Consider the following 26,167-nt stretch of genomic DNA (forward strand, 5'->3'; position numbering starts at 1 on the left):
CTCTATTGCATCACTGTAAAAAATGAGAGAAGAGGGTGTTAAATTACTGTCACCTTTTACCGAGTCTGAAACACGACAATGGATCAGTTGCATCAATCCAGCTCAATGCAACATATATTATATACAATCGGAATAGAAAAAGCCGCGACATACGTTGCGGCTTCTCAACTATATTCAAATTATCTTGTGGCGTTAGCCTGCATTCGCTTCTCGCTGCTCAATAAATTCGAGTGCCATCTGAATCCGCTTCATGACACGCGCTTTACCAATGAGTTGCATTGTTGCATCGACAGACGGAGACTGCCCCCCGCCAGTGACTGCAACACGCAACGGCATCCCCACTTTGCCCATCCCGAGTTCAAGGCTCTCACATACATCAGCAATGACCTGATGAAGACTCTCAGTGGTCCACGTCTCCAGCGCTGTTATTTTTTCCAAAGCCAGTGCGAGAGGCTCTTTGGCAACCGGACGTAAATGTTTTTTCGCGGCAACATCATCAAACGCATCAAAATCTTCATAGAAATAACGCGCCTGCTGCGCCAGCTCAACCAGTGTCTGCACGCGGTCAGCCAGCAGTTGAATCACTTCCGTTACCGCCGGGCCATTTTCAGGGTTGATTCCCTGATGGTCCAGATGCCATTGCAGATGTCCGGCAACATATTCAGGATCCGAGTGTTTGATATAGTGATGGTTTAACCATAACAATTTATCCGTATTAAACGCAGATGCCGATTTGCTAATCGCATTCAGACTAAAATGTTCAATCATTTCATCACGAGAGAAGATTTCCTGATCACCATGAGACCAACCCAGCCGTACTAAATAGTTATTTAATGCTTCTGGCAGGTAGCCTTCATCACGATATTGCATCACCGAAACAGCGCCATGACGTTTCGAGAGTTTGGCACCGTCATCCCCTAAGATCATGGCACAATGCGCAAACGTCGGAACCGTTGCTCCCAGCGCTTCATAGATATTGATTTGACGCACGGTGTTGTTGATGTGGTCTTCCCCCCGGACAACATGGGTGATGCCCATATCCCAGTCATCGACAACCACACAGAAATTATAAGTCGGAGAACCGTCGGTCCGGCGGATAATCAAATCATCGAGTTGATCATTACGGATTTCTATCCGTCCGCGAATTTGATCGTCAAATACGACACTTCCCTCTTTCGGATTACGGAAGCGCACCACAAAAGCATCGCCATCTTTTGCCGCGTCATTCACAGCTTTGATTTTCGGATGATTGGCATCATAACGAGGATTCTCTTTGTTCGCTTCCTGCTCGGCACGGACTTCATCCAACAGCGCTTTAGATGCATAACACTTATACGCTTTTCCGGCAGCAAGTAACTGCTCCACAACTTCATCATAACGGTCAAAACGTTTCGTCTGATAATAAGGGCCTTCATCCCAATCCAACCCTAACCAGCTCATGCCTTCCAGAATTGCATCGACCGCTTCCTGCGTTGAACGCTCTAAATCGGTATCTTCAATTCTTAAAACAAACTCCCCGCCCTGATTTTTTGCATAGAGCCAAGAATACAGTGCCGTACGGGCACCACCGACATGAAGAAACCCTGTAGGGCTTGGAGCAAAACGCGTTTTAACCGTCATGAGATTTACCTTTATTCTGATCGAGTTTATTAACTTCAGATCTAGATGTATCAGCCAAAATTTGGCCAGTATTCTAGCACCTGAGTATCAATCTCGACAATGACCCTTTATCCTGATCTTTCAGACATGTCAGTGGATAGCTCGTCATCGCTTCAGCAACAAGAACCGACAATAGCGAAATGCCTTGACCTTCCCCTTGCGTCAAGGTTTATTTTTAAGCAACATGGGATTGAGGAAGAGGCAAACATGCATCATTTAAAACTACCGTTATCAGGCTTGCATTGTATGGGCTGCGCTCGAAAAGTAGAACGTCAGCTAAAAGCGAATTTGAATGTCGAAATCCACAATCTATCCCCGTCTCTTATTGAGATGGATACCGATGCATCCATCGATGAGATCGTCGAAAATATCGAATCTCTCGGATATCAGGTTGGTAAAAAACAACACTACACATTGCAGGGGTTGCACTGTGGCAAATGTGTCCAAAAACTCACCGACCTCCTGAGTGAAAGTGAACAGATTCAAGATTTGGATGTGACCAAGGCGTCGCTCTCACTAGTCACAACCTTACCGCAACAGACCATTCTCGATAAAGTTGCATCACTTGGTTATGAAGCCTTTACAGAAACACTACCTTCAAGCAGAAATCCTGCACCCCAAACCACAGAAACAGAAAAACAGACGGAATCAACTCCGGATGCAACAAAACCCCGTCAACAGCATCGTGCGGACATCACGACAAATTTACTCGTCAAAGGGATGACTTGTGCCAGTTGTGTTTCTTCCGTAGAAAAGGCCCTGCTATCCGTTTCCGGTATTGAAGGCGCTCAGGTCAATTTATCAGAACAGAGTGCCGCGACATTTTCAGCACAACAGCCGAATCAAGAACAGTTGATTGCCGCGATACGTTCTGCCGGATACGACGCTGAAATCGTTGATGACCCGGCACTGCAACAGGAAAAACAGCAAGCCCATTTAATGACGACGCTCAAATATCATCGCCGCCACGCTATCATGGGACTATCACTGGGTGTTCCGATTATGGCATGGGGTATCTTCGGCGGCAGTATGCTGATCCAAACCCAACAACAGCAACTGGGCTGGGGTATCGTCGGCCTGTTATGTTTAGGGCTACTGTGTACCGCAGGCCAAGGCTTCTATCAAAGTGCATGGCAGGCACTGCGGCACAAAAGAGCCACCATGGATACACTGGTCGCTTTAGGTACGGGTGTCGCATGGCTTTACTCAATCATGGTCGTCATCGCTCCAGACTGGTTTCCAATCCAAGCGCGTCATGTCTATTTTGAAGCCAGTGCCATGATTATCGGTCTTATCTCTTTGGGACATGCCATTGAATCAAAAGCCAAAGCAAAAACGACCCAGTCGTTACAGGCATTGATCCAACTCCAACCCCAACAAGCAACACTCATTACCGAAAGTGACGATCAAAGCATTCCTGTATCGCAGATTGAGAAACGAATGCATCTGAGAATTAAACCCGGAGATAAACTCCCGGTTGACGGAGTCGTCATAGACGGAGAATCCTATCTGGATGAATCCATGCTGACCGGAGAACCGATTCCTACCCTGAAACGTGCCGGAGATACAGTCTCCGCAGGGACCATCAATCACGATGGCGGTCTGGTGATTGAAGCAACCGGTGTCGGCAGTGACACGATGCTTTCCCGTATTATTCAGATGGTCAGAAGAGCACAAAGTAGTAAACCGCCAATCGCAAAACTCGCCGATCAAATTTCTGCGGTGTTTGTCCCCGTTGTCGTGGCTATCGCTATCGTGGCTGCATTGGTCTGGTTTTGGTTCGGGCCCGAGCCCAAAGTAAGCTACATGCTTGTCGTTGCTACAACAGTTCTGATTATCGCTTGCCCCTGTGCATTGGGACTCGCAACCCCGCTATCGGTGACAGTTGGTGTCGGCAAGGCCGCAGAAATGGGGATCCTGATCCGCGATGCCGAGGTACTCCAAACCACCAGCCACATCGATACGGTAGTCTTTGACAAGACAGGTACATTAACTGAAGGAAAACCAAAGGTTCAAGCGGTTGAAAGCTTCCAGAGGGAACAACACGAGTTGTTATCCATCGCCTACGCACTAGAACAACAATCAGAACACCCGTTAGCTAAAGCGGTGTGTGAGTATGCACGTTCAAAACAAATCTCAGCGGCTCAGATTTCATCATTTCAAAATCTGCGAGGACGTGGTGTCAAAGCGGCTTACAACGATCATGCTGTTCATATTGGTTCGGTGCATTACATGACATCTTTGGGGTTCTCATTCAGCCAGATACAAACCACACTTGATAATGTTCTGGCTCAGGCATGGACACCGATTCTGATTGCCATTGATCAAGATATTCAAGGCGTGATTGCCGTGGCAGACCCAATTAAAGCTGATGCGGCAGAAGCGATTCAAGCACTCAATGCGCTGGGGATCAAAACAGTGATGTTGACGGGTGATCATCACGCTGTCGCACAAAGTATCGCCAATCAGTTAGGTATTCAGGAGATCATTGCACAGGTCCTCCCCGATCAAAAAGCAGCACATATCATCGAACGTCAACAGGCCGGACATAAAGTCGCAATGGTCGGTGATGGCATTAATGATGCCCCTGCGTTAGCGCAAGCTGATCTCGGTATTGCAATGGGGAGTGGCAGTGATGTAGCCATCGAAAGTGCTCAAATGACATTTCTCAACAGCTCACCCCTGTCAATTCTTAATGCCATCTCACTGTCAAAAGCAACCGTAAAAAATATCAGGCAAAACCTGCTCGGTGCTTTTATTTACAATACCCTCGGTATTCCGGTCGCAGCCGGTGTATTGTATCCATGGTTCGGCTTCCTGCTCAGCCCTGTCATTGCAGGTGCTGCGATGGCTTTATCGTCGATTACTGTGGTCACAAACGCCAACCGGTTACGGTTATTCCAGAATCAGCATCAGCCACATGACTCAGGACAAAAAGCTAAATGATTTTGGATCATAAACAGTTGCTCATCAGTCACGACGCAATCTATGCTAGCGTTCAGATGAATGCCAGAAGATAGGAAATCAACTTATGCAACTTACCCGTCTGCTTTCAGTCGGTGCCATTATTCTCAGCTTCTATACCCATGCTGAGCCACTGTACTGGCTTGCCAGTAAAAATCAGATGCAACTGATGCTATTGGGATCGATTCATGTCGGGCACCCGGATATGTACCCTTTACCGAAACCGGTGATGGATTTTCTTCATGGCAGTGATGGATTAATTGTTGAAGCCGATATCCGTCAGGCAAACAAGTTACAATATCCGCCCGTCAAGTGGACATCACAGCAAGTGCTCTCCGCTTCAGAGCTGGAAAAATTAGAAAATATCGCTGAACAGTTAAACCTCAATGCTCAACATCTGAAAGCGTCACCGCCATGGCAAACAGCGATCGGTTTACAAATGCAGGCAATCAATCGGTTAGGGTATCGCGCTGATCTCGGCATTGATCAATATATGATTCAACAAGCAGCGTCAGAATCCATTCCGATTATTGGCCTCGAATCACTCCAGTCTCAAATCGATCTACTGGCTGGTATGAAGCAGAATGGTAAAGAGCTACTGACGACAACGCTGAAAGACTGGGGAGAAAACACACGTGAAACCGAGTGTTTGGTGGCGAGCTGGCATCAGGGCGATCCAGAACAATTGAAACAACTGATTGACCATCATGACATGTCCCAGGAAATGTCTGAACAGCTTGAGATCCAAAGAAATCATCGCTGGTTAAACCAACTGACGTCCCCGCCGATCTTTTCTGAACATTCCTCAAAATACCTCATCGTCGTTGGCGCCTTACACTTAATCGGTCAGGAAAACTTAATTCAATTACTGACCAAGCAAGGATTCACCGTCACCCGACAAAATACCATTCAGAAAGGGACGATTCAGATGAATGAATGTCACTAAACAATCACCACCGCCCAAGGAGGTGGTTTAGGAATGACAAAACGAAAAAAGCCTCAGCATATGCTGAGGCTTCTTAATATGGTCGGTGAAGAGGGATTCGAACCCCCGACCCTCTGGTCCCAAACCAGATGCGCTACCAAACTGCGCTATTCACCGAGTCTTGGTTGGACAGCTGTCAATAGCGTCTCAACGGATGGGTATAATACGGATTCTTATTATAGACGCAACTCATTTTCGCTAATTTTTCAAAAAAAATAATCAAGTGTTCAAAAGACATCCATCTCTGGCTATAAATGTGACAATGGACACATGAATTTCAACAAATAAGCAACTTCATCAATACACTTGATCCAGATCATCACTTTATTCATTGACTCACTTTATGTTTAGTACGTCTTCGCAACTTTGCAGAAACATCACTTGAAACTGAACATCAGGGTTTTGCTTTGACAGACAGTTTGTCACTGCGTAAACACGGTTTGGTCACAGTGTGTCGTTTCTTATCAACAAAGTCATGAATGACAAATCTCCTCACTAGATCGCTTAGCTCCTGTAAAAACAGTTATAAGCTATGCACCGGAGCGGACTCTTTTCCACTCCGGTTTTTTATTTTTATCTGCTGCGAATCTTTCCCAACATCCCTCAAACGCAATTCTTTAGCCGATACACCGATTTAGCCGAGCCCCCAGTGTTTATGCTACACACCTTTGGTAAACGAATATTGCGAGAGTCTTGCATCTGAAAGTCACTTCGGTATATATACCAAATGACCTCAAGGTACGTGATTGACAACAATTCGGAGGAATACGCATGTCTCAGGAAGATTTCGAGTTATTTCAACAAATGATGGAAGATGTCAAACCTCTGAAACACGATACTGCCGAACTCAAAAAAGATTTACAGGTTACCGATGCGCATCTTGCCCGGCAAGACGCAGCGATGAAACTAGAACAGCATGAGTCGGATTACTTGTCTCTGGAACATGCGCCACAAATCAAACCTCATGATCTGATCGAATTTAAGAGAAGCGGGGTTCAAGACGGTGTTTACAGAAAACTCAGACTGGGCAAATATCCGATTCAGGCGCGTTTGGATCTGCACCGTAAAACACTGGAACAAGCGCGTGATGAGATTGTGAAATTTTTACGTCAATGTATGCGAATGGATATCCGGACCGTACTCATTATTCACGGAAAAGGCGAACATTCAAATCCACCGGCACTAATGAAAAGCTACGTCTCATACTGGCTTCCCCAGATCGATGAAGTCCAGTGCATCCACAGTGCACAACGATTCCACGGCGGAAGTGGCGCACTTTATGTTCTCCTGCGTAAAAGTCAGGTACAAAAACTGGAAAACCGCGAGCGGCACCAAAAAAAACGGCCTCACTAAATGAGACACCAACAGCCGATACACTTTCTTTATCCACGTACTTTGGATGACAAATCCGAAAATAAAAAAACAGTCAGACTTCGCGAGACTGACTGTTTTTTTATCTGATGAACCAAATTTACTTGGTACCGAAGATTTTATCTCCGGCATCGCCGAGCCCGGGCACAATATAACCTTGTTGATTCAGATGATCATCGATTGCAGCAGTGTACAATTCAACATCAGGATGCGCTTTTTCTAAGGCTCGAATCCCTTCAGGTGCAGCAACCAGAACCAAGACTTTAAATTGTGTACATCCCTGCGCTTTCAGCAAATCAATCGTTGCAATCATCGAACCACCGGTTGCCAACATCGGGTCAATAACCAAAGCAATTCGCTCCTCGATATTTGAAGCAATCTTATTAAAATAAGGCACCGGTTCGAGCGTTTCTTCATCCCGATAGATACCCACCACGCTAATGCGGGCACTCGGGATATGCTCAAGTACCCCATCCATCATCCCCAGTCCGGCACGAAGGATTGGCACAACGGTGACTTTTTTACCTTTGAGTTGATCCACTTCAACCGGGCCATTCCACCCTTCAATCGTCACTCTCTCGGTTTCAAAGTCTGCGGTTGCTTCATAAGTGAGTAAGCTGCCGACTTCAGTGGCTAACTCGCGAAAGCGCTTGGTACTAATATCTATCTCTCTCATCAAACCCAATTTGTGTTTGACAAGCGGGTGCTTCACTTCAACAACTTTCATCTGCATCTCCGACATTCAATCAAATAAACTTTCCGATTATACATACTTTCTATCGTTAATTTTATCCTTAACCTCAGGGAATATCATGATTTAGCGCATTGAGAAGCCATGATTGCCAAGTATTTTCAGTCTATCCCGCCAGATAAAAAAATCAGCGCAAACGTTTTCCTTTTACTTTTTTCCCCTGTAGAATAGCGCCGTTTTCATATCCAACCAAAGAACGAGGATGACCCCGTGAGTGGCAAAAACACATCTCTGAGCTATAAAGATGCAGGCGTTGATATTGATGCAGGCAACGCGCTTGTAGAGCGAATTAAAGGTGCAGTAAAGAAAACGCGTCGCCCGGAAGTGATGGGTGGTATCGGTGGTTTCGGTGCCCTGTGTGAATTACCAACCAAATATAAGCATCCTGTGCTTGTATCAGGAACGGATGGTGTCGGCACTAAATTACGTCTGGCACTGGATATGAAAAAGCATGACACAATTGGGATCGATTTAGTCGCAATGTGCGTCAACGATTTGATTGTACAAGGTGCAGAGCCACTGTTTTTCCTTGACTACTATGCCACCGGAAAACTGGATGTCGATACCGCAGCAGACGTCGTTTCAGGGATTGCCGAAGGCTGTCTTCAGGCCGGTTGTGCACTAATCGGCGGAGAGACCGCAGAGATGCCCGGCATGTATGAAGGCGAAGATTACGATGTCGCTGGATTCTGTGTCGGTGTCGTTGAAAAAGAAGCAATCATCGACGGTTCTAAAGTTGAGTCCGGTAACAGCTTAATTGCCGTTGGCTCAAGCGGCCCTCATTCCAATGGCTATTCATTGATCCGTAAAATTCTGGAAGTCTCGAATGCTGATAAATCCGAATTGCTGGAAGGAAAAGCCGTCGGTGAACATTTACTCGAACCCACTAAAATCTACATAAAATCAGCACTCAAGCTCGTTGCTGAACACGATATCCACGCCATTTCTCATATTACCGGTGGCGGATTCTGGGAAAATATTCCACGTGTGTTACCGCAAGGAACCAAAGCCGTCATCGATGGTAGCAGTTGGGAATGGCCGGCTATTTTCAAATGGCTGCAAGAAAAAGGGAACGTCGAGACTTACGAAATGTACCGTACTTTCAACTGTGGCGTCGGTTTGATTATCGCGTTGCCGGAAGCGCAAGCGCAAGCGGCGGTCGAACTTCTCCAGTCAGAAGGAGAAAACGCTTGGATCATCGGACATATTGCAGAAGCACAGGCTAATGAAGCGCAAGTAGAGATTAAATAGTTCATGAAAAGTATTGTCGTTTTAGTTTCGGGCAACGGGACCAACTTACAAGCAATCATTGATGCTTGTGACTCTAAAATGCCTAATGGCAGGGTTACTGCTGTTTTTTCAAACAAAGCAGATGCTTATGCGCTGGAAAGAGCCAAAAAAGCAAATGCAGCGGCAATCTTTGTCGATCCCAAAGCCTTTGACACACGGGATGCATTTGACCGTTCACTGATGGAGCAGATTGATGAATACGCGCCAGACCTGATAATTCTGGCGGGTTATATGCGTATTCTGAGCGCAGAGTTTGTTCGTCATTACATGGGAAAAATGATTAACATTCACCCTTCACTGCTGCCGAAATATCCCGGGCTGAATACTTATCAGAGAGCCATTCTTGCCGGCGATGAAGAGCACGGTACCAGCGTTCACTTCGTGACAGAACAACTTGATGGCGGCCCGGTCATTCTACAAGCCCGGGTTCCTATCGATGACGGGGATACTATTGAATCCCTGACTCGTAAAGTTCAAGAGCAGGAACACCGGATCTACCCGTTAGTCGCTCAATGGTTTGTTGAAGAGCGCGTCGAGATGCGTGATGGTAAAGCCTACCTTGATGGCGAACAACTGGGGATTTATGGCTATAAAGGCCATTCAGCGCGTTAATCACCGATTTTTTCTCAATCTTGAATAGGCGTCTCTTCGGAGCCGCCTTTTTTATTTCATCTTCGATTATATTCACGCCAGTATTCAACTGGCCTTGTACTGATACTTTTATTCACAATTCGGTTCACAACCGTGTCACATCGCTTACACCTTACGCAAACCAAACAAATGCATCTATTTGCGCAATACCAATATAAAGACTATGGTTATTTGAATACACATAGACTGGATTACTAAATATGTTAGATATCAATACATTATTATTAGATTTTCGAATTACATCCTACTGTAATCTCGACTGTGATTTGTGCTTCAGAAACCCGGGAATTGAAGATCAATCAACCGAAAGTGCATTAAAGATATTAGACAAAATGTATCAAGTCGGATTTCGCCGGGTGGGGTTTACCGGAGGTGAACCAACCACACGGAAAGATTTTCTAGTTTTAATCGAACACGCTAAAAAACTTGGCTTTATGACTTATCTATCGACCGTTGGTCACCGCTTTATTATGGATCACGAGCGGTTAAATGGTGTACTGGACTGGGTTGGCATTCCTATTGATGGTATAGAAAAACAAACCAACAGTGACATCAGAAGTGAGAAAATGGGAAACCAACATCGCGTGATCAAAGATATCCTCATCTGGTTATCACAGACAAATAACACCATCAATATCAAACTCACCACCGTTGTTTCTCAGACCAATGCCCATCAAATCTCCGATATTGTTCGTTGGGTAAATAGTTTTCCCTATAAGATTCAATCGTGGCGGTTTTATCAATTCTGTCCACTCGGTGTGGGTAAGGAAAAACGGGATAAATTGGAAATTGATACTGATTTATTTCTCAGCACAATGACACAGACAAAAAATGAATTCCCGGACTTGCCATTGAGTTGGGCCACATTTGAAGAACGGGACAAAGCCAATATCGTTATGGAACCCAACTTTGATGTTATTATTCCCGACGGAGAAAACTATACCTATCTATGTAATATGGAAAAAGATTCACCAGAACAGATCATTCACCATATTTTTGGTCAACCTGAAATTATGGAAAAATGTGAAAACAATCGCTTCTGGCTTGATGAAATGGAGTTTATCTCATGAATCAACATCATCTCTATACTCCTCCCTGGACAGTCGGTGAACTGCCGGATGCACCCAATGCCAACCCATTATATATTGTTCTGTCCGGTAACTCCGGTGTTGGTAAAAGCACACTACTCCGCGCGATCTCAACCCATATTTATGAAAACAATCCTCAGACAATTGCGATTGATGAAAAGTCACTTCATCATCCATTACTACAAAACCTTTTTGATAAAACAGCAACGTACGGTTACCCATTACAGCTTAATTTTATGATCCAGCGAGTGCTTCTGGTTAAATCTTGGCTAGATAAAGGCGTTAATGTTATTATGGAGCGCTCTCATATCGAGGATTATATATTTGCAAATTTTATGTATAAGCAAGGATATATATCTGGAGAACAACATAAAGCATATATGTCTTTATGGCATGAACTTATGGATATCATCCCCGATCCTGATGTGATTATTTACATGAATTTTCCGCCCGACTTTTCATTAAAAAATTTATTCAATGACGAGTTAAAAGGAATTCGTCCCCGGGAATTTCCTGATGAAACCACTAAACAACGGTGGATTCATGGCTGGGGAGAGGAATATCAATCATTGCTTGATAACTTACCGGCACATTTGAAAGATCGGGTCATTGAATATAATCAGCAGATGACGATTGAAGCCATTACCAATCTAGTTATCAATAAAATTCAGAATAAACAGGAGCCTTTATGCGACAGAGAACCATTGTTTGTCCCTTGATTACCAATAACGGGGATTACTTACTTTGTAAAATGGCGAATGATCGCGGTGTATTCCCCGGTCAATGGGCGCTTCCCGGGGGAGGAATGGAACCGGGAGAAACAATGGAAGAAGCATTAAGGCGTGAAATCAGAGAAGAATTAGGCCCTGATTTAGAACTCACGCGAATCTCCCCTTGGACATTCAGAGACGATACTCGGGTCAAAACTTATCCCGATGGGACTCAAGAAGAAATCTATATGATTTATCTGATATTCGACTGTGAAAGTGCCAATCGTCATATTGCAATTAATGACGAGTTCCAAGAATTTAAATGGGCAAGTCCCGAAGAGCTCCTAACGCTGGATCTCAATGACGCGACAAAAGTGACCTTCGCACAGAAAGGGCTGTTGAAATAATGCCGGAGGCTTGCGCATTGCAAGCCTCTGCTGTTCCTTTATTCGAGTGGCTCCGTCGGTGCCTGAGAGCCGGGTTTTGCTTCCGCGAACGGTACATCGGCTAACTGACACTGGTTGGTATCAATTAACTCTCCGTGATGAAAGACATTGTATTCTCCGGGCTTCATTCGATGCCACTGCTCGTTCAACGTCAGTGGCTGAGTCGCAATTACAGTGACAATATCATTGGGTGTCGTTTCTTCCTGAAAATTGACTTCAACTTCTTCATCAATCAACGTCGCCTTACCAAAAGGTGCCCGACGTGTAATTGAATATAAATGATTGGTACAGTAGGTCATCACATACTCGCCATCGGTCAGGAGCATATTAAAAACCCCCAGTTGTCGAAGTTGATCACACTGCGCGGCAATGAAACGACAAACTTCTATCGCATCGTCAGGTGGTGTCGGATATTGATCATCCAAACGCTTTAACAACCAACAAAATGCGAGTTCGCTGTCTGTACTCCCCACGGGACGATGGTTGGCGGTATCGAGATCCTGATAACCACTCAGTTGTCCATTATGGGCAAATGTCCAGAAACGCCCCCAAAGTTCGCGTGTAAACGGATGGGTATTCTCTAAACTGACGCCACCACGATTGGCCTGACGAATATGGCTGATCACTGCACGACTTTTGATTGGATATTTCCGAACCAGCTCTGCAATGGTGGACTGATAGCCCGGCTTCGGGTCCTTAAATGTGCGAAACCCCTTGCCTTCATAGAACGTAATCCCCCAGCCATCACGATGCGGGCCTGTTCTACCACTGCGCTGAATCAGCCCAGTAAAACTAAAACAGATATCGGTCGGAATATTAGCGCTCATGCCGAGCAATTCACACATAACCTGCACTCTCCCTATTAAACCGATACTTAAGCCATTTCTTTCTCGATCAACATGATCAAGATATGGATGATTTTAATATGAATTTCCTGAATGCGATCAGCATAACCGAAATGAGGGACTCGAATCTCAACATCAGCAACGCCAGCCATCTTGCCGCCATCTTTACCGGTTAACGCAATTGTTTTCATCCCTTTGGCTTGTGCCGCTTCAATCGCTTTCAAAATATTACCGGAATTCCCGGAAGTCGAAAGCCCGAACAATACGTCGCCTTTGGCACCGACAGCCTCGACATAACGAGAAAATACAAATTCATAGCCAAAATCATTACTGACGCACGACAGATGGCTAGGATCTGAAATCGCAATCCCCGGATAACCCGGCCGATTATCACGGTAACGTCCCGTCAACTCTTCAGCAAAATGCATCGCATCACAATGGGATCCACCGTTCCCACAAGAAAGCACTTTACCACCCAGTTTAAAAGAATCTGCAATCAGCTTGGCAGCCGCCTCAATCTGAGCAATATTGTGCTCATCACTTAAAAACTTGTTTAGTACGTCGGCAGCTTCGTTCAGCTCGTTCTTAATTAAATCGTGGTACATAACTCAATTCTCTTTGATGTATGCTGAAATGGCACTCTTACGACAAGAGCGATACTGTTTATCCGGATCACTCAGGATATCGTGGTGAAATCTTCCGGAGATAATCATGAGTTTACCCCAACAATTCATTCTGTCGAGCCTTGCTCTGCAGAATCCTGTTTCTTCCCTCAGATTCAGCGCATCATCTCACCAAATCATCAGAAAGTGACTCACAATTCGATCTCCTTAACACTTTTGCAACATTGTAACTGGTAAGACCTCTTTGATAGTTCTACGATAGAAACATCTGAATCTCCCGATTAAGGAAAAGAATATGAGTATTTTGCTCTCGATCGTCGTATTACTCGCGGTATGGGGAATTTGCGCCTATCATCGTCTCTCAATGGCATTGGGAACAGGAATGCTTACTGCGTCACTGATTGTGTTAACGCTACTTGGCCATGTCGGTTTCACATTCTGGGTCATTTACGCACTGGTCATTGCCTGCGTCACTGTTCCATCGATTCGGCAAAACCTGGTGACATCCCAAATTTTTACGCTCTTTAAACGTCAACTCCCAACGATGTCTAAAACCGAAAAAGAGGCCTTAGATGCAGGAACTGTGTGGTGGGAGGCCGAGCTATTCCGAGGCAAGCCAGACTGGCAACAACTACACCGCTATCAGGCACCTCATCTGACCGAAGAAGAACGTGCATTTTTAGACGGACCGGTCAATCAGGTCTGTGAGATGGTCAATGATTATCAGGTCTCTCATGAACTGGCAGACTTACCACCTGAAATCTGGGAATACCTCAAAGAACAGAAATTCTTTGCCATGATTATCAAAAAACAATATGGCGGCCTGGAATTTTCAGCCTACGCACAATCTCTGGTGCTACAAAAACTTGCCGGTGTATCCGGTATTCTGGCTATCACGGTCGGTGTCCCAAACTCTTTAGGTCCCGGAGAATTATTGCAACATTACGGTACCGAGGATCAAAAAGACTACTATCTACCTCGGCTAGCAACCGGTCAGGAAATTCCCTGTTTTGCCCTCACCAGCCCTGAAGCGGGTTCCGATGCCGGTTCAATCCCTGACTTTGGCGTGGTTTGTAAAGGAACATGGGAAGGAAAAGAAGTCGTCGGAATGCGTCTGACCTGGAACAAACGCTATATTACGCTTGCCCCCGTGGCAACCGTATTAGGGTTAGCATTTAAATTACAAGACCCGGATCATCTACTCGGTGAAGAAGAAAATATCGGCATCACCTGCGCGTTGATTCCAACCGATATGGCTGGCGTAGAAATTGGGCGTCGTCACTTTCCACTGAATATTCCATTCCAAAACGGTCCGACTCAGGGAAAAGATGTCTTTGTTCCGCTCGATTTCATTATCGGCGGCCCGAATATGGCCGGTAGCGGCTGGCGCATGCTGGTTGAATGTCTGTCGGTTGGTCGCGGCATCACCCTGCCATCCAACTCAACCGGTGTCACCAAAACAGCGGCAGTCACAACCGGAGCCTATGCAAGAATCCGTCGTCAGTTCAAACAACCGATTGGAAAAATGGAAGGGATAGAGGAACCCTTAGCGCGCTTAGGCGGGAACGCCTATCTGATGGATGCCGCCTGTCAACTCACCGTGACCGGTATTATGCAAGGCGAGAAACCATCGGTCATCTCTGCCATCGTCAAATATCACTGTACCCACCGCGGGCAACAATGTCTTAAAGATGCAATGGATATTACCGGCGGGAAAGGAATTTGCCTTGGCCCATCGAATTTCCTTGCCAAAAACTATCAAGGAGCCCCAATCGCAATTACGGTTGAAGGGGCAAACATTCTCACCCGCTCAATGATTATCTTCGGTCAAGGCGCAATTCGCTGTCATCCCTATGTACTCAAAGAAATGGAACTGGCTCATTCTCAAAGTGAGAACGCGATGGCGCAGTTCGACCAGACGCTCAGCGCGCATATTGCTTACACCGTAAGTAATGCCGCTCGCAGTTTCTGGCTGGGTCTCACCAATGGGCTCGGGTCGGCAACACCGCATCAGGATGAAACCAGACGTTACTATCAGAGACTCAATCGTTACAGTGCCAATCTCGCACTCATGGCAGATCTGACAATGCTGACCCTCGGTGGTAGCCTGAAACGCAAAGAACGCATATCAGCCCGTTTGGGAGATTTGCTGAGTCAATTGTATTTATCTTCAGCGACACTGAAACGCTATGACGATGATGGCCGTCACATCGGAGATTTAGACTTGGTTCGTTGGGCTTTGGAAGATAGCCTGAAACAGATGGAAGTGGCGCTGTCGGAATTGCTGGACAACTACCCGTCCCCTATCTTGGGTTACCTGCTCAAACGGATACTGATGCCCTTTGGACGTGTTTGCCACGGTCCCAGCGACAAACTGGATCACCGGGTAGCGAAGCTATTGCAATCCAACACTGCGCCAAGAAACCGTCTGGGGCGTTATCAATACTGGTATGCAAGTGAACATAACCCTGCGGGTCGGATTCATCAGGCGCTGGACACAATCATTCAGGCAGAACCGATTTTTGATAAGATTTGCCAGTTGAAAGGTAAACATTATCCATTTACTAATTTGGACCAACTGGCGAAAACAGCGCTGGATGAACAGCTGATTTCAAGCGACGAGTCCGATTTACTGATCAAGGCAGAACAGGAACGACTCTATGTGATTAATGTCGATGACTTTGCACCGGAAGCGTTAGCTGCGGGATCACTGGATCATCCGAAACAGGAAAAAGCAAAACGTACTAGCCGCAAAGCAGCCAGTCCGGTACAAGAATCATAATCGGCAGGTGTCGCAGAAAGTAGAAAAGGCAGTGATCCCCATAAGCAAGAATGCCAGTCAGTGATGCTGACCGGCATTCTTTTATACGAATAGCGTTCCCCAAATCACCCAGGGTACCACCATTACTTTTTCGGCATATCGAGCTGTAGTGACACTTCAGATTTTTTCGCTTTCATCTTGCGGACAACTATCCAGATCACTAATCCCAGAATCAAAGCGCCGATATTCCCTAATGCGATATAAATCAGCTTCCACTTCCTCGCTGACTCCCGCTGTTGCAGTATCTCTTCCTGCTGTTCCTGCTTAATTTTTTCAGCGAGGGCTTTCTCTTGCATAAGACGCGTCTGCTCGATATTCAGATCTTCCACCACACTATACGTATGTTCAGGGATAGGAAAAATAAGCGGCCGCTGAGAGTTGACCTCAGTCGCATAGACTTGGCCATTCCATTTAAAGTTACCCACTTCACCATTGTTAGGAATCGTCAGTTTAACGGTCAGAGATTCACGGCCGGATTGGCCTTCGGCAGTAAAGTGGTTGTCATACCGATCCCAGTGATCGATATGTGCAATCACCGACCCCGGTTCGATGGTTCCTTCTAATCCGGTAAACACCACTTGATGGGGTTGATCATCAACACGGGACTGAATAAAAGACGTGGTAATCGGTGACGGATAAACCAGCACTTCTTGTTCCTGCGCACGTAAAAAGACGCCATTCCCTGAGGTAATCCGGGCCCGGTATCTTCCCGGTTCAGAGAAAACGTTCAATTTGACGGTAAAGACACCATCTCCGGGTTTCTCATCGAGTCCCCGGCCATCATCGGAAAATTCCCCGATCACATCCGGAGTCGGGCGCGCTTCTTTGACCAGTTGGGCTTCATTCTCGATATATTTAGTAAAGGTCACTTTCAGTTTTACGCGATCCAAAAAATCACGAATCGTTAACGGTTTATCATCGGAAGTCAGTCTGGCGGTAAACTTAATCTCTTCGCCCTGATATAACCGTAACGGGAGCTGGTCGGTGGTCAACGCCAGATTTGAGATCAATCTAATATTATTTTTGGGTGTTACTTTCCCCACCGCTTGCCAAGGGCCGGGCATAGGCTTATCAATTGAGATAATATCCATTGATGGTTCCTGATACCAACGCACATTATCCGGATGCCGCCATGAATAGTATTTGGTACCATCGGGGCGAACTAATACCACAGGTTTCGAGGGCTTTTCTCGGTAAACGACGAAAGTAATCTGACTGATCGTCGGGTCCACCCGAACACGATTATCCAACAAAGACACCGGAGAATTTGTTGCAGCATAACTTCCCAGCGATACCCATAGCCCGATAAAGATCGTTAACACCCGCAACATATATATTCACTCTCCTACTGACGCCAAAGACAGCTGCCATTTTTTTCAACTAAATCTAAACGATCTTGATGTGCTTGTATTTCATCGGCAGTTGCGCTTAAAACCTTTAGTGATTTTCGGCCGGTAGCCACTCTGCGAATCGCTTCACCGCCATCTCCGGAGCTTTGTCCTGCCGAGAACTGCAGTGAGGTTTGCCCACCAGTCATGAACAAATAAACGTCAGCAAGAATCTCCGCATCGAGCAAAGCCCCGTGCAATGTCCGATGTGAATTATCGATGCCATACCGTTCACATAACACATCCAGATTGTTCCGCTTACCGGGGAAAATCCGTTTAGCCATTGCCAGTGTATCCGTCACCTTGCAATACTGCTCGGTTTTACCAATATTGGCATTCAGCTTGGCAAATTCATAATCCATGAAGCCGACGTCGAACGGTGCATTGTGGGCGATCAGCTCAGCCCCGCGAATAAATTCCAGAAAAGCCGCATGGACATCTTTATACTCCGGTTTATCGACGAGAAATTCATCGGTAATACCGTGAACTTCAATCGCTTCGGGCTGAATTTGACGATCCGGCTTGAGATAGACATGAAAATGTCTGCCGGTCAGTTTACGATTGATGATTTCAACCGCTCCGATCTCGACGATCCGATGTCCTTCATAGTGCGGACCACCATCTTGGTTCATACCTGTGGTTTCCGTATCAAGAACCACGATACGATGTATTTCAGAATTGTTGCTAGTATTCATTGGGATAACTGTGTCAGACTATGTTGATTCAATCACTGTGGCTTATAGTATCAAATCATGGCGAAACAGGTGGAAATTTTCACAGATGGTTCTTGTCTCGGCAATCCGGGACCGGGTGGGTATGGGATTGTTCTGCGTTATAAAAGCACTGAAAAAAATCTTTCTCAAGGCTTTCGGTTAACCACGAACAACCGAATGGAAATGATGGCAGCCGTTGTCGCACTGAAAAGCCTCAAAGAGTCCTGTCATGTCATTCTGACAACGGACAGCCAGTACGTCCGGCAGGGGATTACTCAATGGATTCATAACTGGAAAAAGAAAGGCTGGAAAACCGCAGATAAGAAGCCCGTCAAAAATGCAGACTTATGGCAAGCACTGGATCAAGAAACCCAGCGCCATAAAATTGAATGGCGCTGGGTCAAAGGCCATGCCGGTCACCGGGAAAATGAAATTTGCGATGAGCTGGCTCGCACAGCGGCCGAATCACCCACCGCTGATGATCAGGGATATCAACCGTAACTTATTGCTCAGAATGGACGCTGTAGTTGACTCGAACCGGGCTCAGCGAACGTTTTAAACGCCAGTGCGGTTTAATCGGCTTCAGCGGATAGGTTCTTTTTCTGGCAACGATAAAGTACAGACTACCGAACGTACGACAGCAATCACTGATATTGTTTTCCAGCCAAGTCCAGAGCGGGCGATAATTCTGGACCGGAAACAACGCATACCGTTCACATTCAAGCACTTGATAATTCAAAACGCCGAGCCAATCACTGATACGGCTGGGCGTAAACATACGCCCACTCCACGGCAAATATTTCTTGCGCCACGGTAAGATACTCGCACATCCGGTCAGGCTCATCGGATTAAATCCAGTCACAATCAGATAACCATCATCAACCATCACCCGATCAACTTCTCTGAGCATTCGGTGCGGATCATTACAATAATCGAGTTGATGCGCCAAAATGACTACATCAATACTTTTTTCCAGAAAGGGTAAGTCATAACCATCGGCAATGAGTGTATGCAATGGGTTTTTTATATCCAAATGGACTTGATGTTGAATATTTGAAAGACTACTGGCAAGCTCACAACTTAAGCCGCCCAATTTCAACATATGATAACCAAATAATCTCGGCCACCACTCATCTAACCGGGTCTGTATCGACTCACTGACCCATTGACCATTTTTCAACTGGTCCCAAGAGTGTGGCTTATCGATTTTTTTTTCACTGCGTGCCGGTTCCATGACTGCCCCGCTACATAAGCTCAATAAAAAGAAGGTGAATGGAGATAACTCATGTTAAACATCAAAAGCATACCTGCATTTCGCGATAATTACATCTGGCTCATCCAAAATCGAGATCAACACTGTGTCGTTGTCGATCCCGGCGATGCAGGCGTTGTCATCGACTACCTTACATCCAATCATCTGACTTTAGATGCCATCCTCATTACACATCATCATGCCGATCATACCGGTGGCATCAGTGAACTCGTGCGACACTTTCCTCATATTCATGTCGTCGGTCCGATCAATGAAGCAATACCGGGCATCACTCATGCCGTCTCCGGTGGTGATCAAATTGAAGTTTTCGGCCATATATTCCATATTCTCGATTTAAAAGGTCATACTTTGGGACATATTGGCTATTTGGGTGAATCTGAAGTTTTCTGTGGTGACACGCTATTTTCTGCCGGATGTGGCCGCCTATTTGAAGGGACTGCGGAGGAGATGTGGCAGTCATTACAAAAATTGAGTGCCTTGCCGGAAGATACTAAGGTCTACTGTGCTCATGAATATACGGCCAGTAATATTGCTTTTGCGTTAGCCGTCGAGCCGGAAAACCCGGAACTACAGGCTTATCGCGATACAGTTAACCGTTTGCGCGCCCATCATCAGCCCACTGTACCAACAACCATAGGGCTAGAGAAACAAATTAATCCTTTTTTGCGCCCGGATCAGGCTGAAATTATTAAATCCGTCTCAGATAGGACCTCCGACCTTGACCCCCTTTCTGTTTTTACAGTATTACGTGAATGGAAAAATGAATTTTAACACTTCCTCTCTTGTCATCATTATCCCGAGACAAGTATTATCACGGGCTGTGTAAAAAGGGCTGCTATTAATTTATGAGAATACATATCAGTTGGGTGCTAATGTTGTTAGTCACCGGATGTCAAACCACCCAACCGTTTGAACAAGCGAGTGATTCCGAACCGACACATACACCGTCTCCGGAGCATTCAGAAAACGCAGCCGCAAAGCCGCCTGCAACGTTCCGGACGGCTGTCGAAAAACAGAAAAAAATACCAACTCCACAAGAACAAACCGACTTGTGGCAACGCATTATTATGCAGTTCCGTCTGCCGGTACCGGATGAAGCATCGGTGAACCGATATCGGGCTTGGTATCTCAAACATCCCAGACATTTAGAAACGGTCGCCCAAAGAGCAACACCGTTTCTCTATCTGATCGCCGAAAAGATTGAACAACGTCATCTGCCGCTGGAACTCGCACTACTCCCCGTCGTTGAGAGCTCGTTCGATGCCTTTGCCTACTCTTATGGCAGAGCAGCCGGTTTATGGCAGTTTGTGCCTTCAACCGGAAAAATATATGGTCTGAAACAAAATTTTTGGTATGACGGACGTAGAGATGTTGATGCGGCAACCGATGCTGCATTAGATTACCTTTCCTATTTGAACAAGAAATTCGATGGCAATTGGTACCATGCTATTGCAGCCTACAATAGTGGCAGCGGTCGAGTCTCATCCGCGATTCGAAAAAACACAAGAAAAGGGCAGCCAACCGACTTCTTCTCATTAGATTTACCCAAAGAGACCAGTGGTTATGTCCCCAAACTGCTGGCACTGGTCGATGTGATTGCCCATCATCAGCAATACGGGATAGAACTTCCGCCGATTACCAACCAACAAGTATTGGCTCGCGTCGATCCCCAAAAGCAGCTCGATCTTGCCGTTGCCGCAAAGTATGCCGGCATCAGCGTCAAAGAGCTTCAAAGCTATAATCCAGCTTTCAATCAATGGGCAACATCACCGAATGGTCCATATCAGTTACTGATTCCTGTCGATAAAGTCAGCATTTTTGAACAGGCCATTGAGGCCGATGACGGACGAGGTATGAAACTGATCCGTTATCAGGTTCAGTCCGGTGATGCGCTGAGCACCATTGCTCAAAAATACAATACGACGACAAAAGTCATCCAAACGGTCAATCATCTTGATGGGATGCTGATTCGGGTCGGACAGTATCTGATGATTCCAACCTCAGTCAAAGATGAAAAAGCTTACGCACTCAGTATGAGCAATCGTCTGGCGAAGATTCAGTCCAGAGTCAGAGGGCAATATAAGATGACTCATCATGTTCGCTCAGGGGAAAGTTTATGGACGATAGCCAAACACTACCATGTCTCTCATCAGTCTCTGGCAAAATGGAATGGGATGAGCCCGAAAGATCCGCTCAATATTGGCAAATCACTGGTTATCTGGAAAAAAGCCAGTGACGGTGCAATCATCCGAACCTTATTTTACAAGGTTCGCAATGGTGATACCCTCAGTGGCATTGCCAGTAAATTCAGAATCAGAACATCCGACATCATCAAATGGAATAGCCTGATGGAAGAACAATACCTCCAACCCGGCCAGCAATTGAAATTATATGTCGATGTAACCAAAGTTAGTGTTTAAACACACAACAATCGCTTTACCGGAACAAGCATTATCCGGTAAAGCGCTTTTCATTGAGTAAGAACTCTCGATCGAGAAAAATACACTAATTCGGTAAAGAGAAAGAAACCTGAATCGGATTATGATCCGATGCGGTTGTCTGTACCACGCTGGCCTGATTCAGGATCAGCCCACGGTAAAATACATGATCAAGCGGATGAGAAAGAAACTGCCTACGCTGATCATGAGTGAAGAGCACTTCCTGCATCGATAATGATGTCATCATCTGATTAATTAATTGAATCCTCGCATCACTCCAGCTATTAAAATCACCGGCAAACAAGATCGGTCCCTGATGAGACGCCAATTGTTGTGTCAGCTGTTGTAGCTGCCCCTGAAATGCTTCTATCCCAAGAGAAAAATTAATAGCATGGACATTCACCACGGCCAACGTCTGCCCCTGAGATTGACTTAACGGGTAATAGGCGACCAAAGCCGATTTCGGCAGACGAATCAGCGGCTCGTCAGCAGTATACGCACAAGCTGAGATGGGCAGTTGCCGCGCAATATTCATCACACCGGCAGACTTGTTTAAGACAGAAAAAGCACGGACCTGTAACGCAGACAGATTCTGTTGCATCAGCCATTGATACAACGGTGAACCAAAACTTGATTCCTGAAGTAAGATCAACTGTTTGTGCCGACTATATTCGGTCAGTGCCGGTTCCCAATCGGAGCGGTTCTCTTTATAGATATTCCAAACCAAAACATTCAAAACCCCTTGAGTATCTATCGCAGCAGGAATATGACCATTTTGATAACATTGCTCACCAAATAAAGGCGCTGATGACTTGGCAGGCACCAACGTCATCAACTGTGGTGAATCCGGTACTTGAAAAACAATCGTCGTGCCTAATCCAGAGAGAAGTAACAAGGCAGCAAGAATGATCGCCAATCTTTTTTTCATGGTGTGTTTTCCGGAAAATAATCAAAGAATAAAACGGCAGGAATGAATCAATCGTTCATGACAAAGAAGGAGCCAGCGGCTCCTTCCGTTAAGTTAATTAGATAGCATCTTCGTCTTCTTCACCCGTGCGAATCCGAATCACGCGCTCAACATCTGTAATAAATATTTTGCCGTCGCCAATTTTTCCTGTTTGTGCCGTTTCAATAATGGCATCAACACACTTGTCAACAACATCGCTGGATACAACGATTTCCAGTTTCACTTTCGGCAAAAAATCCACCATATATTCAGCGCCGCGATATAGCTCTGTGTGACCTTTCTGACGACCAAATCCTTTGACCTCTGACACGGTCATCCCCGTAATTCCGACATCGGCAAGCGCTTCCCGAACATCATCGAGTTTGAACGGTTTAATAATAGCTTCTATCTTTTTCATGTTCATCCTTTAAACTTTATGGGTTGCTGATATTATCGATTACCAGAAGAAAACATTCAACAATCCCTCAACTGATAAGCAATCATCGCGCCAATATGAAATGAATGGATTAATAACACTTTCTAGGCATTATCCGCAACCAGCACCTTGAGATTCGATTCCACCCGAACCAACCTCAAACTAGCACAACGAGAGGCTTGTGCAATACCATCAAACAGCATGACCTCATCAATCATACGTTGTTCTGCTCTGACATCCAGCTTCAGCTATCTATGTAGCGGTGCCCCAAATCAACTCATAGTCTGAACCAGAAAAGTGCTCATCAACAAACAAACCCGCTACGGCTATCACCTGCTGTCCGCTGATTAGAATCGGCACTCTCCGCCGTTGCCAGCTAGGAATCCGGTATTCTTGAAACAGCTTCTTCAATTTGTGTCGTCCTCTCCGTCCAACGGGAGAAGCAACCAGACCTTCAGGGTTAAAGGTCACCCGAAGGGGCATCGACAGACAACGTTTATCCAACCCAAACGCAACTTGTTTCTCAGTCGTGCCCTCTGTCAGTAAAACACTCTCTGTCAATAAAGCACTCTCGGTTAATGTTAGTGTGCCCAGTCCATCAGGAAGTTCAACCAGATGATTGATTTTTATCTGGCATTGCCAGTCACTGATATCTGCATAAACCGGAATACAATAGAGATAACCGTCAAAGCGACGAACTTCATCATTACCGATACGACAGCGCGGATTAGCATCTGCTTTGGCCTGCAAAACCTGATGACTGATATTTTCCAGCTGAACCCGACTCGGCATCTGATGTCCGAGCTGCTCAAGCCACATGCGTAATATCTGTGCCCGCACCGCTTCACCACAATCTAATAAGCAGCGGATCGACAAACGATTGTCCGGCTGCAATGCCGCCTGATAACGCTCTTGGAGTAACTCATTGAGTAAGGCTTCTTGACTGGCACATAACTCGGCACTGCGTTGTACCGCTTGTGGAAAATGAGGCCAGCGATCCACCAGTAAAGGCATCACCTCGTGACGAATAAAATTCCGGTCAAAACGAGTATCCTGATTACTCTCATCTTCAACCCAACTTAACTGATGTGTATTGGCATACGCCTCAATCTCTGCTCTGGAGCGATGCAATAATGGACGCAATAGCCATCCCTGATGAAATGACATCGATGCCGCCATACCCGATAATCCTTTCGGACCACTGCCTCGTTTGAGAGCCAGCAGAAATGTTTCCAGTTGATCATCACGATGTTGTCCGGTCAGCAGCAGATCGCCCTTGTTGATATAGCGCTGTAACGCCTGATATCTTGCCTGACGTGCCGCAGCTTCCACACCTTTACCTTGCATATTGAGCTGAATATATTCCACCTGAAAAGGTATCTCTTCTTCAGCACACCATTGCCGGCAACACTCAACCCATCGGTCAGCAGATGCACTCAGTCCATGATGGACGTGCACCGCCATTGCCGGACATTGATTGTCCCGCATATAGCGAGCCAATAGATGAAGCAAGACTCGCGAATCAACACCACCACTCAATGCCAGAATACATCGAGCCTGCGATGATTGAATATGGTTGGTCATAAACTGAGAAAAATCGTGATAAAGCATTGCGGTCGCATTTCAAAAAATCACAGGAGGCAGTCAGTTTACCTTGGGCTCTTGCCAGTGAAAACCGGAATTAGCCTCAATGAGGTAACGACGCATAAGTAAAAGGGAGATCCGATTCGGATCTCCCTTTTAATCGTATTCAATACGCTGGCACAACAAAACACGTTTGTACCATCAATCGCACTTAACAATAACCATAACTCATTAGTCGCTGATAGCGGCGATCTAATAAAACATCCTGATCGAATTGACGCAGTTCCTGAAGCTGTCGTTGCAACGTCGCTTTCATTCGCTGTGCCATTTGCTGATGATGGCTATGTGCTCCCCCTAAAGGCTCTTCGATAACCTCATCAATCAGCCCCAGCTCTTTCAATCGTGGTGCTGTTAGCCCCATGGCTTCAGCCGCTTGAGGTGCTTTATCAGAGTCACGCCACAAAATAGAGGCACACCCTTCAGGAGAAATTACAGCGTAGGTTGAATATTGCAACATGTTGACATAATCACCGACACCAATAGCCAAAGCACCACCGGAGCCCCCTTCACCAACCACATTACAAATGACCGGTACTTTCAAACTGGACATCACTTTCAGATTGGTAGCAATCGCTTCTGATTGGCCGCGTTCTTCAGCGCCGACACCGGGATAAGCACCAGCCGTATCGATAAACGTAATAATCGGCATGTTAAAACGTTCCGCCATTTCCATCAGACGCAGGGCTTTACGATAACCTTCAGGTTTTGGCATCCCAAAGTTACGCTTCACCTTCTCCCGAGTTTCACGCCCCTTCTGATGACCAATGATCATCACAGGCTGACCATCCAGACGTGCCATACCACCGACAATGGCTTTATCGTCAGCATAGGCACGATCACCTGCCAATTCATCAAAATCAGTAAAGATATGTTTGATGTAGTCCAAAGTGTGCGGACGCTGAGGGTGGCGGGCTAATTGAGCGACTTGCCACGCACCTAAGTCACTAAAGATTTTTTTCTTCAGCTCGATGCTTTTATTTTCTAGCTGTTCGATCTCTTTATCGAGATCGATTGAGGTACTCCCGCCATGACGGGAGACATCTCGCAACGCTTCGATTTTCGCTTCAAGTTCTGCAATTGGTTTTTCAAATTCTAGAAAATTCAGGCTCATTTACCGATCCTTTT

Annotated in this window: 23 protein-coding genes and 1 tRNA gene; 12 read left to right on the top strand and 12 right to left on the bottom strand. The window is 45.9% G+C overall.

The genetic code is table 11. The features are described 5' to 3' along the window. Positions 1–192: 192 nt before the first annotated feature. Positions 193–1,620, bottom strand: a complete 1,428-nt coding sequence (gene gltX, locus VRK_RS10850) for a glutamate--tRNA ligase (RefSeq protein WP_059121382.1) — start codon at positions 1,618–1,620, stop codon at positions 193–195. A gap of 246 nt (positions 1,621–1,866) precedes the next feature. Between gltX and VRK_RS10855 the strand changes: the two genes are divergently transcribed. Together VRK_RS10855 and VRK_RS10860 are read left to right on the top strand one after the other, a co-directional pair. After that, positions 1,867–4,605: a heavy metal translocating P-type ATPase gene (locus tag VRK_RS10855; RefSeq protein ID WP_059121383.1), complete on the top strand. Its 2,739-nt coding sequence runs from the start codon at positions 1,867–1,869 to the stop codon at positions 4,603–4,605. Between the two features lie 85 nt (positions 4,606–4,690). Further along, positions 4,691–5,569 (top strand): TraB/GumN family protein, encoded by an 879-nt coding sequence (locus VRK_RS10860; protein WP_059121384.1) that lies wholly within the window; start codon positions 4,691–4,693, stop codon positions 5,567–5,569. A 79-nt stretch (positions 5,570–5,648) separates the two neighbouring features. Here the strand turns inward: VRK_RS10860 and VRK_RS10865 are convergent. Continuing rightward, positions 5,649–5,725, bottom strand: a tRNA-Pro gene (locus VRK_RS10865). Between the two features lie 654 nt (positions 5,726–6,379). Here VRK_RS10865 and smrA point away from each other — a divergent pair. Then, positions 6,380–6,961, top strand: coding sequence for a DNA endonuclease SmrA (gene smrA, locus VRK_RS10870; RefSeq protein ID WP_059121385.1), 582 nt, complete (start codon positions 6,380–6,382; stop codon positions 6,959–6,961). A gap of 118 nt (positions 6,962–7,079) precedes the next feature. Here smrA and upp read toward each other — a convergent pair whose 3' ends face one another. Further along, a complete protein-coding gene (gene upp, locus VRK_RS10875; protein WP_059122740.1) occupies positions 7,080–7,706 on the bottom strand; it encodes a uracil phosphoribosyltransferase in 627 nt (208 codons plus the stop codon). Positions 7,707–7,940: 234 nt separating this feature from the next. On the opposite strand from upp, the gene purM reads away from it, so the two are divergent. The 5 genes from purM to nudI all read left to right on the top strand — a co-directional run bounded on the left by purM (position 7,941) and on the right by nudI (position 11,876). Further along, positions 7,941–8,981, top strand: coding sequence for a phosphoribosylformylglycinamidine cyclo-ligase (gene purM / locus VRK_RS10880; protein ID WP_059121386.1), 1,041 nt, complete (start codon positions 7,941–7,943; stop codon positions 8,979–8,981). A 3-nt stretch (positions 8,982–8,984) separates the two neighbouring features. Further along, positions 8,985–9,632, top strand: coding sequence for a phosphoribosylglycinamide formyltransferase (gene purN, locus VRK_RS10885; RefSeq protein ID WP_059121387.1), 648 nt, complete (start codon positions 8,985–8,987; stop codon positions 9,630–9,632). A gap of 239 nt (positions 9,633–9,871) precedes the next feature. Then, positions 9,872–10,741: a radical SAM protein gene (locus tag VRK_RS10890; RefSeq protein ID WP_059121388.1), complete on the top strand. Its 870-nt coding sequence runs from the start codon at positions 9,872–9,874 to the stop codon at positions 10,739–10,741. Beyond that, the gene (locus tag VRK_RS10895) at positions 10,738–11,478 is read left to right on the top strand and encodes a deoxynucleoside kinase (RefSeq protein ID WP_059121389.1); all 741 of its coding nucleotides are present in this window, start codon (positions 10,738–10,740) and stop codon (positions 11,476–11,478) included. The genes VRK_RS10890 and VRK_RS10895 overlap by 4 nt, the downstream gene beginning before the upstream one ends. Beyond that, positions 11,448–11,876 carry a nucleoside triphosphatase NudI gene (nudI, locus tag VRK_RS10900; RefSeq protein WP_059121390.1) on the top strand — a complete coding sequence of 143 codons (429 nt, stop codon included), beginning with the start codon at positions 11,448–11,450 and terminating at the stop codon, positions 11,874–11,876. Before VRK_RS10895 ends, nudI begins: the two co-directional genes overlap by 31 nt. Before the next feature lie 38 nt (positions 11,877–11,914). Here nudI and VRK_RS10905 read toward each other — a convergent pair whose 3' ends face one another. After that, a complete protein-coding gene (locus VRK_RS10905; protein ID WP_059121391.1) occupies positions 11,915–12,760 on the bottom strand; it encodes a class II glutamine amidotransferase in 846 nt (281 codons plus the stop codon). A gap of 29 nt (positions 12,761–12,789) precedes the next feature. Beyond that, the gene (gene lpcA, locus VRK_RS10910) at positions 12,790–13,365 is read right to left on the bottom strand and encodes a D-sedoheptulose 7-phosphate isomerase (protein WP_059121392.1); all 576 of its coding nucleotides are present in this window, start codon (positions 13,363–13,365) and stop codon (positions 12,790–12,792) included. Between the two features lie 313 nt (positions 13,366–13,678). Here lpcA and fadE point away from each other — a divergent pair, with 313 nt between their 5' ends. After that, positions 13,679–16,165: an acyl-CoA dehydrogenase FadE gene (gene fadE / locus VRK_RS10915; RefSeq protein ID WP_059121393.1), complete on the top strand. Its 2,487-nt coding sequence runs from the start codon at positions 13,679–13,681 to the stop codon at positions 16,163–16,165. A 122-nt stretch (positions 16,166–16,287) separates the two neighbouring features. On the opposite strand, the gene VRK_RS10920 is transcribed toward fadE, so the two are convergent. Together VRK_RS10920 and dnaQ are read right to left on the bottom strand one after the other, a co-directional pair. Beyond that, a complete protein-coding gene (locus VRK_RS10920; protein ID WP_059121394.1) occupies positions 16,288–17,535 on the bottom strand; it encodes a TIGR03503 family protein in 1,248 nt (415 codons plus the stop codon). Between the two features lie 14 nt (positions 17,536–17,549). Continuing rightward, on the bottom strand, positions 17,550–18,287 hold the full coding sequence (gene dnaQ / locus VRK_RS10925) for a DNA polymerase III subunit epsilon (protein WP_059121395.1): 738 nt from the start codon (positions 18,285–18,287) through the stop codon (positions 17,550–17,552). A gap of 57 nt (positions 18,288–18,344) precedes the next feature. Between dnaQ and rnhA the strand changes: the two genes are divergently transcribed. Then, on the top strand, positions 18,345–18,806 hold the full coding sequence (gene rnhA, locus VRK_RS10930; RefSeq protein WP_059121396.1) for a ribonuclease HI: 462 nt from the start codon (positions 18,345–18,347) through the stop codon (positions 18,804–18,806). A 1-nt stretch (position 18,807) separates the two neighbouring features. Here rnhA and VRK_RS10935 read toward each other — a convergent pair whose 3' ends face one another. Then, positions 18,808–19,539, bottom strand: coding sequence for a class I SAM-dependent methyltransferase (locus VRK_RS10935; protein WP_059121397.1), 732 nt, complete (start codon positions 19,537–19,539; stop codon positions 18,808–18,810). A gap of 51 nt (positions 19,540–19,590) precedes the next feature. Between VRK_RS10935 and gloB the strand changes: the two genes are divergently transcribed. Further along, the gene (gloB, locus tag VRK_RS10940; protein ID WP_059121398.1) at positions 19,591–20,349 is read left to right on the top strand and encodes a hydroxyacylglutathione hydrolase; all 759 of its coding nucleotides are present in this window, start codon (positions 19,591–19,593) and stop codon (positions 20,347–20,349) included. Positions 20,350–20,423: 74 nt separating this feature from the next. Beyond that, positions 20,424–21,998, top strand: a complete 1,575-nt coding sequence (locus VRK_RS10945) for a lytic transglycosylase (protein WP_059121399.1) — start codon at positions 20,424–20,426, stop codon at positions 21,996–21,998. An 85-nt stretch (positions 21,999–22,083) separates the two neighbouring features. Here VRK_RS10945 and VRK_RS10950 read toward each other — a convergent pair whose 3' ends face one another. The 4 genes from VRK_RS10950 to accA all read right to left on the bottom strand — a co-directional run bounded on the left by VRK_RS10950 (position 22,084) and on the right by accA (position 26,153). Next, complete coding sequence (locus tag VRK_RS10950; RefSeq protein ID WP_059121400.1) at positions 22,084–22,944, bottom strand: endonuclease/exonuclease/phosphatase family protein; 861 nt, start codon at positions 22,942–22,944, stop codon at positions 22,084–22,086. A 97-nt stretch (positions 22,945–23,041) separates the two neighbouring features. After that, positions 23,042–23,380 carry a nitrogen regulatory protein P-II gene (gene glnB / locus VRK_RS10955; protein ID WP_038183495.1) on the bottom strand — a complete coding sequence of 113 codons (339 nt, stop codon included), beginning with the start codon at positions 23,378–23,380 and terminating at the stop codon, positions 23,042–23,044. Positions 23,381–23,650: 270 nt separating this feature from the next. Continuing rightward, positions 23,651–25,009 (bottom strand): tRNA lysidine(34) synthetase TilS, encoded by a 1,359-nt coding sequence (gene tilS, locus VRK_RS10960; protein WP_059121401.1) that lies wholly within the window; start codon positions 25,007–25,009, stop codon positions 23,651–23,653. Positions 25,010–25,193: 184 nt separating this feature from the next. Beyond that, positions 25,194–26,153, bottom strand: a complete 960-nt coding sequence (accA, locus tag VRK_RS10965; protein ID WP_059121402.1) for an acetyl-CoA carboxylase carboxyl transferase subunit alpha — start codon at positions 26,151–26,153, stop codon at positions 25,194–25,196. Between the last annotated feature and the right edge of the window lie 14 nt (positions 26,154–26,167).

Origin of the sequence: Vibrio sp. MEBiC08052 (genome assembly GCF_001506075.1) — a bacterium.
Classification (GTDB): Bacteria; Pseudomonadota; Gammaproteobacteria; order Enterobacterales; family Vibrionaceae; genus Vibrio.

Bases quoted from the DNA above. Each gene is read 5' to 3' on its own strand.
- gltX (WP_059121382.1), bottom strand. From the start codon at position 1,620: ATGACGGTTAAAACGCGTTTTGCTCCAAGCCCTACAGGGTTTCTTCAT.
- VRK_RS10855 (WP_059121383.1), top strand. From the start codon at position 1,867: ATGCATCATTTAAAACTACCGTTATCAGGCTTGCATTGTATGGGCTGC.
- VRK_RS10860 (WP_059121384.1), top strand. From the start codon at position 4,691: ATGCAACTTACCCGTCTGCTTTCAGTCGGTGCCATTATTCTCAGCTTC.
- smrA (WP_059121385.1), top strand. From the start codon at position 6,380: ATGTCTCAGGAAGATTTCGAGTTATTTCAACAAATGATGGAAGATGTC.
- upp (WP_059122740.1), bottom strand. From the start codon at position 7,706: ATGAAAGTTGTTGAAGTGAAGCACCCGCTTGTCAAACACAAATTGGGT.
- purN (WP_059121387.1), top strand. From the start codon at position 8,985: ATGAAAAGTATTGTCGTTTTAGTTTCGGGCAACGGGACCAACTTACAA.
- VRK_RS10890 (WP_059121388.1), top strand. From the start codon at position 9,872: ATGTTAGATATCAATACATTATTATTAGATTTTCGAATTACATCCTAC.
- VRK_RS10895 (WP_059121389.1), top strand. From the start codon at position 10,738: ATGAATCAACATCATCTCTATACTCCTCCCTGGACAGTCGGTGAACTG.
- nudI (WP_059121390.1), top strand. From the start codon at position 11,448: ATGCGACAGAGAACCATTGTTTGTCCCTTGATTACCAATAACGGGGAT.
- VRK_RS10905 (WP_059121391.1), bottom strand. From the start codon at position 12,760: ATGTGTGAATTGCTCGGCATGAGCGCTAATATTCCGACCGATATCTGT.
- lpcA (WP_059121392.1), bottom strand. From the start codon at position 13,365: ATGTACCACGATTTAATTAAGAACGAGCTGAACGAAGCTGCCGACGTA.
- fadE (WP_059121393.1), top strand. From the start codon at position 13,679: ATGAGTATTTTGCTCTCGATCGTCGTATTACTCGCGGTATGGGGAATT.
- VRK_RS10920 (WP_059121394.1), bottom strand. From the start codon at position 17,535: ATGTTGCGGGTGTTAACGATCTTTATCGGGCTATGGGTATCGCTGGGA.
- dnaQ (WP_059121395.1), bottom strand. From the start codon at position 18,287: ATGAATACTAGCAACAATTCTGAAATACATCGTATCGTGGTTCTTGAT.
- rnhA (WP_059121396.1), top strand. From the start codon at position 18,345: ATGGCGAAACAGGTGGAAATTTTCACAGATGGTTCTTGTCTCGGCAAT.
- VRK_RS10935 (WP_059121397.1), bottom strand. From the start codon at position 19,539: ATGGAACCGGCACGCAGTGAAAAAAAAATCGATAAGCCACACTCTTGG.
- gloB (WP_059121398.1), top strand. From the start codon at position 19,591: ATGTTAAACATCAAAAGCATACCTGCATTTCGCGATAATTACATCTGG.
- VRK_RS10945 (WP_059121399.1), top strand. From the start codon at position 20,424: ATGAGAATACATATCAGTTGGGTGCTAATGTTGTTAGTCACCGGATGT.
- VRK_RS10950 (WP_059121400.1), bottom strand. From the start codon at position 22,944: ATGAAAAAAAGATTGGCGATCATTCTTGCTGCCTTGTTACTTCTCTCT.
- glnB (WP_038183495.1), bottom strand. From the start codon at position 23,380: ATGAAAAAGATAGAAGCTATTATTAAACCGTTCAAACTCGATGATGTT.
- tilS (WP_059121401.1), bottom strand. From the start codon at position 25,009: ATGCTTTATCACGATTTTTCTCAGTTTATGACCAACCATATTCAATCA.
- accA (WP_059121402.1), bottom strand. From the start codon at position 26,153: ATGAGCCTGAATTTTCTAGAATTTGAAAAACCAATTGCAGAACTTGAA.